The organism is Catonella morbi ATCC 51271 (assembly GCF_000160035.2).
GTDB classification, from domain to species: Bacteria; Bacillota; Clostridia; order Lachnospirales; family Lachnospiraceae; genus Catonella; species Catonella morbi.
Genome location: NZ_KI535366.1, coordinates 596,600 through 610,727, shown reverse-complemented (window position 1 = coordinate 610,727; position 14,128 = coordinate 596,600). Strand labels below are relative to the sequence as shown.

Here is a 14,128-nt window from a genome sequence, read left to right as displayed (position 1 = left end):
AGATGAATACAGAAATAGCAAAAAAAAGAATAAATGAAGTTCTTCGCCCGGATACGATGACAACGTCACGATCTGATTTTTTGGCAACCCATGTTGTAGTCAACAATATTGAACTGTATTCGAAGTTTGATCCTACAGATTCTTCTAGATCTGTAAGGTTTCAGGAGGCAAAAAGTGAGGAAGATGTAATTTCACGGTTTATTTTTCGTCCAGACGATAATCATCAGCTTTTGTTGGTTGTAGGTGAAAGTGGTGCAGGTAAATCACACCTTATAAGGTGGTTTAACGAGAGGCTTCTCAATGAGAGACCTGAAGATGAAGTAATTCTTTTTGTAAGAAGAAGTGATAATACTCTAAAAGGCACCATAAAGCAGTTGCTGGATAAGCCAGAGATATCTGCAATTGCTAATAAAGAAGTATATAAAAGACTAGTAGAAGCTACAGCTGTTATTGACGAGAACAAACTTAAGGGTGAAATACTGTCAAAGTTCATATTGGAAGTTGAACATGATGAGGATCAATATGAGGATGATAATAGCGAAGGCGAAGATAAGGCAGATATTAGCCCTAATGAGAAAAGAAAACTCGTTGCTTTTCTGAAGTATAAAAAAGTACAGAGCAGAATGCTTGAGATCGATGGACCGATAGATAGAATCTATATGAAGGTCGCACAATCAGGTAAAGTTGCCAGTGATATTGATGCATTTTTCTTGGCTGAAGATTTTGATTTTAACGACGATGATATAGAAGATATTGAAGAAAATGCCGACAAAGACACTATTAAAATGGCTAGAAAATTATCATTGAATCCCGAAAAAAAGGATGCAATAGCAAAGTATTTGAATCAGTTTCTAGACGTTGTGATTCAACGCTGTTCTGGCTTGGAGTCAGGTGACTTTGAGGAGATCTTTAAAGATATAAGAAGGGCACTTAAAAATGATGGGAAGCGTCTTACGATTCTTATTGAGGATATTACATCCTTTACCGGTGTTAATGCAGCGCTACTTAATGCGTTGACAACAGAACATACCGGATATGGAAATGAGGATCTGTGCCGCATTTCTTCGGTAATTGGTATAACATCAGGATATTTTAAGGATACTTTCAAAACAAACTACAGAGACAGAGTGTCTTTATATATCAACCTGCCCAATGATGTGTTCAATGACGATTACTTATATGAATTTGTTGCTCGTTACCTTAACTCTATGTCTCTTGAAACTGAGGCATTACAGCAATGGATTTTAGAAGGGGCATCGTCTGAGAAATATCCTGTTCATAGTGTTACAGAGGGAAAAGACTGGGAATGCTATACAACTAGTTCTGGAAAGAAGTTGTGTTTATATCCGTTTACAAAATCGGCAATTCGAAACTTATATAACTTCAGGTTGTCGACGAAGCAGCTGAGAACTCCAAGATACATTTTACAATATATCATTGAACCGATTGTTAAGGATGCTTTATATCGTTTGGACAGTTTTCCGAACATTGAACTTAAACCGTATAACGGAAATGACTCGTCTGCTCTTAGAACTAGAATCTTCAACTTGACGAATGTTGGAGACGATGTAAAAGAGAGATTATATTTGTTCACGTGTCTTTGGGGAAATGCTAAAGATAACGTAATAGTTTTGGATGACGGCACAAGATTAATTGCTGGAGTTCCTGAGAACATCTACAGTGAGTTGGGTTTGCCGATTTTGTCTAATATGACAATTATTAAAGCTTCGGCTGTTCAGCCTACGGTAAAACCCACTGTAGCTCCAAAGCCTGATAAAACAACTCCACCATCACCGGTGGAGCAAGTGAATGCGACATCGGTAAAACGAATAAACAATGCCATAGATGCTTTAAATAAATGGGTTGGTGGTTCAAAGATTAATGTAGGTGCCACTACCGACAATGTTGTTTTACTTAGCAATGCCAGAGATGAGATAACTAAGTATATTGTGTCCGCTATAAACTGGCAGAGTGAAGGAGTTTCACTAGATACACTTGATAAAATAAGCAATTCAAAATATAAGAACTTTATTGGTTTCCAGAATCAGTCAAGTGGTTTAGATAGAGTTTTATATGTTATTGAAGCAACGAGGAAAAACCAGGAAATAGTAGAAGCGTTCATAAGATGGACGGAGCTAGGTAATAAAACCTGGAATTTTGAAAACGGTGATTACTTTGCATTAGTAGTTGAAACATGGACAGAAAAGAATAAGGGAGCCATTGTTAATGCTGTCAAATCATTTGACAAAAGCGAGTGTATTTACCAAGAATATGCTTTCGGATCGGAATTGTTCCGGCAAATCTTTTTTGGCCAAATTGATTGTCGGTGGAAAAAGTATTCCTCTGAGCTATTCTTAGAAAATGACTTATGCGCTAAAGCTGAGTTGTCTGAGCATTCATTGGATTGGAATAGATTGCTTGATACTATTCTAAGTACAGATAAACATAAAGAAAATCGAAAGGTTGTATTACAGTATTTTAATCTTATACAGGGTACAAGGGGCGGCTCAAAGATATATTTAAACCGACCTGAGTTTGATGCGCTCTTTAACAAGGTTAAGAAGGCATTGCTGACTCTGGAATGTGATGAGAGTAGTAAAAAGGATAAAGTCACTACCAGAGACGAGTTTAGAGTTCAGTTTGAAAAAATAGTCACTAGAGTCGATAAGGCATATCAAAGCGAATTGCAAAAAATAACCGAAGTCCATGATGAGCTAAAAGCTGTGCTTGGTGTTTCTTCAATGAAATCAACGGAGCTACTAGAACTTGTTGAAAAGATAAAAGGATATTATGACGAAGTGAATAAGGCGCAATTATTCGCTGCTTATGACGCTAATCTTATTAACAAGGTTAAGACCAAAAGAGGTGATATTAGTAGGGCATTAGAGGACATAGAGAAGATAATTGAAGAAAAGGATATGATAGAGGTCTTAATTCTGATGTCACACGACCCGCTTCAGGTCATTAGCGACTTTAGGACCTTGGTGAATAAGGTAGTCAAAGATATGGAAAATGTAAATGGCCAGATTAAAAAGAAGAGTGGTGGCTTTGAATCTGGTACAGAACAAAAGCCTGACTTGCCTTATGAAAATGAGAAGAAAATAGTAGAAGAATGCATCGGACTATATGAAAGGGCGGTGAATAAGTGATGTTGATAGATTTGATTGAAACAAATACTGCCGTTGTGTCTGATTTCAAAGTAAGGGATGAGGAAGCTCAGAAGAGTAGTGAACAGCATAACATTGATGCTAATTTTACAAACGCCATTAATGGTGTAAAACAGACAGTCACACATTTATGTGGTGTGAGAGAAGGGGCTGATTTCGAAGAAACTCAAGAAGTTTCTAAGAAAATTGCTGAGATGCTTGAAACATGCAAGATGGCTATAGCTCAAAGGCATGTCAAAGCGGCTGATACGGCCAGAATAAATGGTATGAACCGAGAAATAAACGGAGCACTTGTAGAAGAGTGGAAGACTTATCATACCGGAAAAACATCCTCGATTAGAGAAATCTTGGGCATTGCTAGAAATCTATCAGATGCTGAAGCAACGTCATTGATAAGTGACATTAACGCAACGGCAAGTTGGAATGCTAACGTTAATGATGTCATTAGAATGACGGAAGCGTTAGATGAAGCTAACGAACTAATTGGGAAATTGGAGCTTAATGATTCAATAGTAGAGTTCTTAAAAAAGATGATGGAGCATCGGGCTTCATTGGAGGATTTGACATCTGATGTCCTGGAGTGGATAGAGAAAGAAAACCTTAAAAAACGGATAAAACTTACATTTGGGCAGTAAAAATAACACAAGATTTTATTTGACGATCATACGATAGAATGGTATACTTAAGTAGCTACTTACGTAACTACTTAAGTATATTTTTTATGGAGATGAAAGATGGATTTCACGTACAATTTTCCTGCAGTTAAGGGTATCCAAGCGGGACGCGAATACTATATCACGATGATACCGTTAAAGTATCTTGTAAAACTCTTGCCTGAACCAATCGAATATATCCCGCCTGAGTTCAGAGCACAGAGAAGATTGAATGAATCAAGAATACCGGAAATCAAGACTTACATTTTGGAGAATCGTGATTCATACATCTTTTCATCACTTACGGCATCAATTGATGGTAAGTTCAGCTTCCAAGAGAGCAAGGAATTAGAAAACACCGGTCTGCTGAAAATTAGTATGGATGCAAAGATGTTGATCAATGACGGACAACATAGGCGTGCAGCTATAGCTCAGGCACTGGCAGAGGATGAAACACTGGAAGACGAAACGATTTCAGTTGTGCTATTTGAAGATCGGGGGCTTGAAAAGAGCCAGCAGATGTTTACGGATTTGAATATGAATGCTCAAAAAAGTTCGAATTCAATCAACACATGTTTTGAGACTAGAGATCCTCTTGCTGTTCTGACAAAGGGAATTGTCAGAGATAATCCTTTTTTAAACAAGTACACGGACTTAGAGAAGGATAACTTAGGAAAAAACTCGTCTAAACTGTTTACGTTATACACAATTTTCCGTGTGAATAGGAAAATCATAGGTGGCTCTGAAGTTACGCTTGAGGACGAACGTTTTTTGCATTCTTTTTGGAATAACGTTACATGTAATATTCCGGAATTACAGGAACTTGAAATCAGAGCAATAACCAAGGCTACTTTGAGAGAAGAGTATGTTGTTACTTTAGGGGTTACGTTGCTGTCATTCAGTAGGATTGGAGTATGGCTTTATCAGACCCAAGGAGTAAATATTGAGAAGTATCTAAAAAAATTGTCAAAAGTTGACTGGAGTAGAAATAATCCAGCCTGGAATGGGCGCATTATACGTGAGGATGGTAAAATCATGAATAATGAAAACGCGATTATTCTTGCAGGAAACTATTTAAAAAAATGTTTGGGAATTCCACTGTCGAAAGACGAGGAAAAACGTGAGGAACTCATGATAAACGAAAGTAAAGGTGGTATAAAGTAATGGCATCTGGAATAACAATAAATAAAGATAAAATCGAAGGCCTAAAAGATACAATACGCAATCTGTACCTTGCGGATGATATACCCTGGGTCATAGGGTATTCGGGAGGAAAGGATAGCACTGCAACCTTGCAGCTCGTGTGGTATGCACTTCGAGAATTACCAGCGGAAAAACTGACTAAAGTTGTTCATGTAATCAATACAGATACACTTGTCGAATCTCCGGTTATAGAAAAATGGGTTGAAAAATCCTTGAAAATGATGGATGAGAGCAGCTCAAAGATTCCATCAAAAGTAAATACGTTATTTGTGACTCATAGATTAACTCCTGCGGTTGATAATACTTATTGGGTTAACTTTATAGGACGAGGATATCCTTTTCCGAGGAAAAAACTTCGCTGGTGTACTGATAGATTAAAGATTCAACCGGTCAACAAGTTCGTTAAGGATAAAATCGCTGAGCATGGCGAAATTATACTAGTTTTGGGAACGAGAAAAGCAGAAAGTGCGGCTCGTGCTAGGACAATGACTTATTATGAAAAAAAGAGAGTTAGAGAGCTTTTGAGTCCCAATCCTACTTTAGCAAACGAGCTTGTTTTTTCGCCTTTGGAGGATTGGACCAATAACGATGTTTGGGTGTTTTTGATGCAGTATGAGAATCCATGGGGCTTATCCAATCACGAATTACAAACACTATATATGAGTGCAACTGAGGATAAAGAATGCCCTATGATGACAGAGAAAAATCAACCTACTTGCGGACAAAGCAGATTTGGATGTTGGGTTTGTACTATGGTTGAAAAAGATAAGTCAATGGAAGCAATGATTTCTAATGAAGATGAAAAGGCATGGATGACTCCGCTGCTTGAGTTTAGAAATCGCTTTGGTGACGAGGATAAAGACAGAGGTAGAAGAAGCTTTAAAAAGATGCAGGGGTATTTGCAGGGAAGCTATGAACAGCTCCACCATGGGCCTTATTTGAAAGAATGGAGAGAACAATGGTTAAGAGAACTGTTGGAAAAGCAGGTTGAAATACAGAAATATGGTCCAGAAGAGTTTTCTGATTATGAATTGATATCTATCCCTGAATTACGATGCATTAGACGCATTTGGGTATTTGATAAGCATGAGTTTGATGATTCACTTCCGAGGATATACGAGGAAGTCATAGGGAAAGATTTTGATGATCCAGAGTGGATTGGTTCGGAAGCTTTTGGCGAAAACGAATGGAATTTGTTGGGGCAAGTTTGCGATGAGGTTTTAGGAACTGAGCAGTTTTCTAATTCTCGAGATACGAAAGAGGCTATGGTTACTGGGGCGAATGCAGAAAAACTTGAGACTGTAAGGGATAATCTTGCTCTGGATATGATAGCTAGTCTAATAGATGTAGAAAGTAGAGCGACTGGGATGCATGACAGGAAAGGAATCCTCGATATGTTAGAACAGTGTATGAAGAAAGACTTTTATTCGGATGAAGAAGATGCTACAGACTATTATCGTAAACAGCTTCAGCGAAAAAAAGATATGGGCGGTAAATATAATGAAAGATTCTTTATTAACGTCAAAGATGAAGGTGAAGAATTTGAAGATGTACCAGAAGGGGCAGATCAATGATAATTAAAGAACTCAAATTACATAACTTTGGCGTTTATGCAGGAACAAACGTATTTGAATTTAAAGCAAATAAACCGATTGTATTAATTGGCGGATTAAACGGACGAGGTAAGACAACATTTCTGGAGGCAGTTCTTCTTTCACTGTATGGGAAGAACTCCTTTGCGTACTCTGAAGGAAGCGGACAAACATATGGTCAATACTTAAAATCATACGTAAATGTCGCAGATGGGTCTAAAGAAACATATGTAGAATTAACCTTTTGCATGAATGCAAATGGAACTGATAAATACAGGATAAAAAGAGAATGGAATGGTAATGGCGCGAGAACATCAGAGTCAGTTACGGTTTATAAAGATGGAGAGTACAACCAATTTTTGACGGACAATTGGGCTATGTTTATGGAGAATGTACTTCCTAGCGCACTTTCAAGCTTTTTCTTCTTTGATGGCGAAAAGATTGCAACTCTCGCAGGTGAGAGTACAAGTGCGCAGATGAAAGAGTCTATCAAAGCGTTACTGGGAATAACTGTTTTGGATCATCTGGAAAATGATTTGAATCGTGTTATCGCAAGGGCAGCAAAGTCTAGCGTTGATGCTGCGGAGGCTGAGGAGCTGGAAAAATTGCGAAAAGCTAAAGAGGAATCTGTAGAGAAACTTGCTCGTTCCGATGAGAAAATTGCCAGTTTATTAGCAGATTTGTCAGATGCGCAACGTAGTATTGATAAGTCTAATGAAGAGTATATTGCAAAGGGCGGGGATATTGTCAATCAGCGTCAAGGATTGATTGAGCAAAGATCTCTATTACGTGCTAAAACCCAAGGTATAAATGATGAGCTCTTAAATGCAGCAGCATCAGAATTACCACTTTTATTGGTTAGAGATTTGCTTTTCAACATCAGGGAAAAATCTGAAATTGAGCATAATCAGAAAACAATAGGTGTCGTACTAGAAAAGATGCTGAAAGCACTTCCGGCCTATATTAGCGATAAAGGTGGCCAAGAAAAAGAAATAAAGGCTTTTCTGAATTATTTCAAGAAAAAAAATACTGTGAAGGGCAAGGATGTTACATTTGATTTGTCAGATGCAGCATTGGCTCAGGTACAACTGTTACTAGATCAGCGTCTTGTTGATAAAAAATTGGCTACACAGGCTGCCCAGGATCGGATGGAGAAAAGTAGGTACGAAGTTGATCAAATAGACAGCTATCTTTCTGTGGATATTGATGAAATGGCTATAAATGCTTTATACAAAAAGATCAAGAAGCTGGAACAGAAAAAGACGGAGATTGAAGCAAAGTTAGAGCTTGAACAGGAAAAACGAAAGAGCCTTAATGGAGCAATGATACAAGCAGCTTCTGATTTCAATCGCAAGGTTGAGGCATATCTTAAGAAAGTTGAACTTAATGATGATCGAGATCGAATCATAAAATACGCAAACCTGGCAACAACGATTATTGAAAAGTATCGAGTTGTTTTACAAACAAGCAAAGTATCTGAAGTAGCTAGGACAATGACAAAATGTTATAAGCTGTTAGCTAGTAAGAAGACTTTGATTGATAGAATAGAAATGGATCCGGTTTCGCTTGATATGATTTATCTGAATAAAGAGGGTGTGGAAGTACCAGGAAAATCATTGTCTGCCGGAGAAAAGCAAATGATGGTGATTGCATTGCTATGGTCATTGGCTATTTGCTCTAATAAGCGACTACCGGTCATTATTGATACGCCTCTTTCAAGATTGGATTCGGTTCATCGGCAGTCACTAATTAAAGTTTATTTCCCTAAAGCAAGTGATCAAACTATCATTTTGTCTACTGACTCTGAAATAGACAACACTTATTACAATATGATGAAAGGTAATATAGGGGATGAATTTACTCTTGTTTATGATGAAAACAGTAAATCGACTACCATTAACACAGGGTATTACATGGAGGAAACAAAGTGATTGTTAAACAAATAAAGCTGTCGAGCCAATCTAAAGAAAAGCTATCAAGACTTAAAGGAAAAACAGGTATAAAGAACTGGAATGTACTATGCAGGTGGGCATTGTGTTACTCGCTTCATGAAAATACGCTACCTACAGACATTCCTATTAATGCAGATAGTAACTTAGAGATGTCCTGGTATACCTTTGCAGGCGAGTTTAATGAGTTATATGAGGCAATTGTTGTTGAATGGTGTATCGAGAAAGATATTGAACCAACAGAAGAAAATGTATCTAAATATTTTAAACTACATCTCGAACGTGGAATATCGTATTTGGCGGGAACAAATTTTATCAAGTCAATTGACGACTTGCTGAATTTGGCAATGGAGGCGTGATTATGGGTATTTATCTGGATTATAACGCTTCTTCACCGATTGACGAGCGTGTTTTAGAGACTATGGTAGATGTTTATCGGAATAAATATGGTAATTCTGATAGTCGTACTCATGAATATGGTGACGAAGCGAGAAAAATTGTTGAAGCAGCCAGGACAAGCGTGGCTTCAGTTCTTGAAATCAATAAGAATGAAGTCTTTTTTACAAGCGGAGCAACAGAAAGTAATAATATGGTTATTCAGGGGCTTCGTGAGTATGGAATGGAGAATGGTAAGAAACACATAATTACTACAGCTATTGAACACAAGGCTGTGTTAGAGTCTGTTAAAAGTATGTCACGTTATGGCTTTGAAGTTGAAATTGTGGATCCAGATAAATCCGGAAGAGTCTCAAGCGAAGATGTCATTTCACGTGTCTGTGATGATACGCTATTAGTCTGCGTGATGCATGTAAATAATGAAACGGGGATTATACAGCCAATTAAGGAGATCGGGGATTTTCTGGCTGAGAAAGAAGCTTTCTTTCATGTCGATGCGACTCAAAGCTTTGGCAAATTGGTGGATGAACTTCGAGAAGTAAAGTATGACACATTGGCAATGAGTGCACATAAGATATATGGACCGCAGGGTATAGGTGCGCTTATTCTTAGAAAGAAGCATTATAAACTTCCGCCTATTAAGAATCTTATGTTTGGAGGTCAACAAGAGCGTGGGTTGAGACCAGGAACGGTTCCCATTGCATTAGTCGCGGGACTGGGCAAGGCTAGTGAATTGTCTGTCTTGGAATGTGATGATTTAAAAAAACATAATAAAGAGTGTAAGACTATAATTCTAAAGCTCTTGGATGAATCTGGGTTAAGGTATGGTCTGAATGGAAATCAGGAGTACTGTGTGGATTCGACATTGAGTTTGTATATTGAAGGGGTTTCTTCAGAGGCACTGATGTTAGCTACAAAACAGTTCTGTGGAATCTCAAACGGAGCTGCTTGTAATTCTAACTCTTACAAGCTTAGCTACGTGTTGGAGGCGATGGGATTGGATGCTGACACAATAGAAAGTACGATTAGAATCAGCTGGGGGAGAAATACCGAACTGAAGGAACTAGAAGAATCATTTAATGCATTATTGCAGGTGGCTAAAGAATTAGTTTAAGGAAGATGATATGGCAGGCTGGGATTTGAAAAGTGGAGTGCTTAAAGAATATGTGGTGTCTGAATACAGAATCTGTTCTTAGTTTAATTATGTATTCTCGGATTAGTGTCGTAAGAGGGATACATACAGGATTGGTTGATATTGAATTTCTGCGTACTTTAGGTCTCAGATGAAGAATTTTAATTTAGACAAGTGCCTAATCAATATAAACTATAGTGTTATATTTCATTACAATTCAGTATACGAACTGTGTATTCATAATTGATTTGTATTATTGGGAATGTGAATTGCTTAGATGATTTTTATATTGTATCGAAAAAATTTGAGTGGTTAATCAGTGAAAATCATGAGGATATTGTATCATTTGTAGGTGATACACTTGATATTTCTTGTTTCGGATAAGATGAATTTGCAGAAATTTTAAAGAAATTAAAGTTTTTTTGAAAGAAGGCATAAGTTTCTAATTAGGGAATGTAGTTCCATAATCAGAAGGAGTCTATGTAAAATGGACTGAAGTCGCATAAGTTTATGTATATAAATAAGTAAAGGTATAAAAAAGACAATGAACTATGATATAATCATATTGTTACCCAAAGAACTAAAAAACTGATAAAATAGCCTTACCAAGGAGATAAGAATAATGCCAAATTCAACAGATAAAATCATAAATGAGATAGAGGCAGAGAGGCTTTGCAGGGAAAATCTAACACTGGAAGAATTACAGGAAATTTACAATAAATTGGCGGAACAAAATTTTCCCGATATAGAGAGAATCAAATTCATTGCTGATTTGGGTGTTTGTAAAGAGATAACTTATCACTATGAGCTTGTTTGCAAAGACTGGGAAGAAGGTAAAAATCTGCGACTGGAAAGCAGTTTTGATAAACATGGGGCAGAAGGACTTGAGTTTTTGTTTGACCGGTTGGCTCAGCCTAAAGATGAAAAGCTAAGGGTATTTACTGCTTTTCTTATAGCAGAAATTCTTACTAAATTGAAACATAAAGATTTTTATGTGGTTTTTTGCGATAAACTTATTCCTATTCTGGCTTTACTCATAGAAACTAAGGACAGTAATCTACGCCAAAAGGTAATCATAGCCTTTGGCTGGGTAGGCTCATCAGAAGAGATAGATATTTTAACAAGGCAAATGTTAAGTGATAATGATGCTCTTTGCCGAGCTTGGTCTGCATCAAGCCTTATGCAAATGTCATTTCATAGAGTAAAGGCAGAAATAATAAAAAAAGAAACAGCAAAAACATTTGCTCAGGCTATTGAAGGTGAAAAAGACTTGTATGCCTGCGGTATTATGATAGAAGCGTCTCAAACCTTGTTTGGAAAAAGATGGCTGTCTTCATCTGATTTAGAAAATAGAGAAATTTCAAAAATAGAAAAGGCAGGAAATTCTGCTGTAAGGTTTTTAAGCAAGTATGGTGTGTGATTATTGATTAAATGATGTTGTACAGTTATTATCCGGAAGATGTATTGCAAGTGAAGGAGAAAAAGGAAATAATGGATAAAACAGAGGCAAAAAGACAGCAGGAAAAAGAGCTCGTTACTCTTATGATAAAGCTGTACTGTAAAAAGAAGCATGGAAGCCAAAATTCACTTTGCCCTTCTTGCAGGTCATTATATGAATATGCTATGCTTCGTAGCAGTAACTGTCCGTTTATGGAGACAAAGACATTTTGCTCCGGTTGTAAAGTGCATTGTTACAAGCCTGAGATGAGAGAAAAAATAAGGGAAGTAATGCGCTTTTCGGGGCCACGCCTAATATTCTATCACCCGGTTGTGGCAATCAGGCATATGTTGGAGAGTGTTAAAAATAAAATACAAGATAAGTGGCACAAATCTTGAAAAATATAGATATATATCTAAACTATCAGTAATATAAGGTAAGAAAGGCAACAGTTATAATGAATGCTGTAGAAACACTAAAATTCTATTTTGGTTATGACTCATTTAAAACAGGTCAGGAAGAGATTATCAGTGCAATTTTGAGTGGCAGAGATACTCTGTCAGTTATGCCGACAGGAGCAGGGAAGTCAATCTGCTACCAGGTACCAGCACTGATTTTGCCCGGAATTTCTATTGTGATTTCACCACTTATTTCATTAATGCAGGATCAGGTAAAAGCATTAAATGAAGCAGGTGTTCATGCAGGATATATTAATTCTTCACTTACAGAGGTACAGATTTCTAAAGTATATGAATATACTATTGCAGGAAAATTTAAAATCCTTTATGTGGCACCTGAAAGACTTGAAAGTTCCGGTTTTATGGATTTTGCCGGTAAGGTTGATATTTCAATGATAACAATTGATGAGGCACATTGTATATCACAGTGAGGACAGGATTTTAGACCAAGTTATTTAAAAATTATTGATTTCATTGATTCATTAAATAAAAGGCCGATTGTCAGTGCATTTACGGCAACAGCCACAGAAGAAGTGAAGAATGATATTTATTGTATATTAAAATTACAGGATCCTAAAGTGACTGTAACAGGATTTGACCGTGAGAACTTGTATTTTAATGTTGTGAATACTAAGAAAAAAGCTGATTTTATCACTAACTACATAGAAGAACATCCGGCTGACAGCGGAATAATTTATTGTGCTACGAGAAAAAATGTAGATATGCTTTATGAATTGCTGGTTGATAAAGGGATTAGAGTAACCGGATATCATGCAGGAATGAATAATGATGACAGAAAAAAGAGTCAGGAAGATTTCATATATGACAGATGTCAGATAATAATTGCAACGAATGCTTTTGGAATGGGTATAGACAAGTCCGATGTTCGTTTTGTTATACATTATAACATGCCTCAAAGCATGGAAAATTATTATCAGGAGGCAGGGCGTGCAGGGAGGGATGGTGAACCATCACAGTGTATATTGCTTTTTTCTGCTCAAGATATGGTTCTTTGTAGATATCTTTTGGAGCACAAGGATTTTATAGATCTGCCTTATGAAGATATTGAATTAATTAAACAACGTGATATTAAAAGGCTTCAGATTATGGAAGGTTATTGTAGAACGTCAGGCTGTCTTCGTAACTATATACTGGAATACTTTGGTGAAAAAAGAGGAGAGCCTTGTGAAAATTGCGGAAACTGTGATAGTGATTTTGATAAAACTGACATGACTTCTGAGGCGAAAACAGTAATCAACTGCGTGTATGAAACTAAAGGAAGATATGGACTTAATATTGTATTAGGGACACTTCTTGGAGCTAATCGTGCAAGGATAAAAGAACTTGGAACAAATTCATATCGTACTTACGGTGCACTTAAAGAACATTCAGAAGCAGAATTAAGGTTATTGATTAATCAGATGTTAATGGACGGATATCTGTATCAGACAGCTGATAAATACAGTGTAGTTAAAATGGGCAATATTGAGCCTTTGAAGGATGAAAATACCCGTGTTATCGTTAGAGCCTGCAAAGAAAAAGAAGTTGAGAAAAACTTGAAAAAGAGCCAAAAGAGAAGCAAAGATTCTCTAACAAAGATGGGATATGAGTTATTTGAAAATCTAAGACAATTAAGACTGAATATAGCCAGAGAAGAAGCTTTGCCGCCATATATTATATTTAGTGATAAGACTCTTGTAGATATGAGTTCCAAGGCTCCTCGTAATAAATCGGAAATGTTAAATGTTATGGGAGTGGGAGAAGCGAAGTATAGTAAGTATGGAGATAAATTTCTTGAGGCTATATGCAGATATTTCAATGATAATCCAAATGCAATTACAAGTATAAAAGATGAAGATGAAGCCAAAGAAGAGGTCTATTCAAGCAGGGTGGACTATAACAGAAAAATGAATCGTCCGAATGGTGCGGGAGCAGCCTGGACAGAAGCTGAGGATGTTCAACTTGATGCTGAATATAAATCAGGCATGAGAATTTCTGAAATTGCGAAGATTCATGATAGAACAAGCGGAGGAATTCTTGCCAGATTAAAAAGGCATGGCTTGATAGATTAAAACCTCAGATGCTTCAAACGGCAGATAGGTCAAACTAGACCTATCTGCCGTTTAGCTAGAATAGTTTT

10 protein-coding genes and 1 pseudogene are annotated in these 14,128 nt (G+C 37.0%); all 11 read left to right on the top strand.

Features of this window, described 5'->3' with window-relative positions:
• Positions 1 to 2: 2 nt before the first annotated feature.
• The 11 genes and pseudogenes from GCWU000282_RS02730 to recQ all read left to right on the top strand — a co-directional run bounded on the left by GCWU000282_RS02730 (position 3) and on the right by recQ (position 14,060).
• On the top strand, positions 3 to 3,149 hold the full coding sequence (locus GCWU000282_RS02730; RefSeq protein WP_023353467.1) for an ATP-binding protein: 3,147 nt from the start codon (positions 3 to 5) through the stop codon (positions 3,147 to 3,149).
• Positions 3,146 to 3,802 (top strand): hypothetical protein, encoded by a 657-nt coding sequence (locus GCWU000282_RS02725; protein WP_156913104.1) that lies wholly within the window; start codon positions 3,146 to 3,148, stop codon positions 3,800 to 3,802. Before GCWU000282_RS02730 ends, GCWU000282_RS02725 begins: the two co-directional genes overlap by 4 nt.
• Before the next feature lie 99 nt (positions 3,803 to 3,901).
• Complete coding sequence (gene dndB, locus GCWU000282_RS02720; protein ID WP_023353465.1) at positions 3,902 to 4,984, top strand: DNA sulfur modification protein DndB; 1,083 nt, start codon at positions 3,902 to 3,904, stop codon at positions 4,982 to 4,984.
• Positions 4,984 to 6,597 (top strand): DNA phosphorothioation system sulfurtransferase DndC, encoded by a 1,614-nt coding sequence (gene dndC / locus GCWU000282_RS02715; protein WP_023353464.1) that lies wholly within the window; start codon positions 4,984 to 4,986, stop codon positions 6,595 to 6,597. The genes dndB and dndC overlap by 1 nt, the downstream gene beginning before the upstream one ends.
• Complete coding sequence (gene dndD, locus GCWU000282_RS02710; RefSeq protein WP_023353463.1) at positions 6,594 to 8,546, top strand: DNA sulfur modification protein DndD; 1,953 nt, start codon at positions 6,594 to 6,596, stop codon at positions 8,544 to 8,546. The genes dndC and dndD overlap by 4 nt, the downstream gene beginning before the upstream one ends.
• Complete coding sequence (gene dndE, locus GCWU000282_RS02705) at positions 8,543 to 8,923, top strand: DNA sulfur modification protein DndE (RefSeq protein ID WP_023353462.1); 381 nt, start codon at positions 8,543 to 8,545, stop codon at positions 8,921 to 8,923. The genes dndD and dndE overlap by 4 nt, the downstream gene beginning before the upstream one ends.
• 2 nt (positions 8,924 to 8,925) lie before the next feature.
• Positions 8,926 to 10,074 carry a cysteine desulfurase family protein gene (locus GCWU000282_RS02700; protein ID WP_023353461.1) on the top strand — a complete coding sequence of 383 codons (1,149 nt, stop codon included), beginning with the start codon at positions 8,926 to 8,928 and terminating at the stop codon, positions 10,072 to 10,074.
• A 261-nt stretch (positions 10,075 to 10,335) separates the two neighbouring features.
• Entirely contained in the window at positions 10,336 to 10,476 is a 141-nt protein-coding gene (locus tag GCWU000282_RS17620) for a DUF6756 family protein (protein ID WP_408605477.1), read from the top strand.
• Between the two features lie 238 nt (positions 10,477 to 10,714).
• Complete coding sequence (locus GCWU000282_RS02695) at positions 10,715 to 11,512, top strand: HEAT repeat domain-containing protein (RefSeq protein WP_023353459.1); 798 nt, start codon at positions 10,715 to 10,717, stop codon at positions 11,510 to 11,512.
• Positions 11,513 to 11,583: 71 nt separating this feature from the next.
• Complete coding sequence (locus GCWU000282_RS02690) at positions 11,584 to 11,928, top strand: nitrous oxide-stimulated promoter family protein (RefSeq protein ID WP_035039408.1); 345 nt, start codon at positions 11,584 to 11,586, stop codon at positions 11,926 to 11,928.
• Positions 11,929 to 11,987: 59 nt separating this feature from the next.
• Positions 11,988 to 14,060 (top strand): annotated as a pseudogene (gene recQ / locus GCWU000282_RS17475) (DNA helicase RecQ).
• Positions 14,061 to 14,128 lie beyond the last annotated feature (68 nt).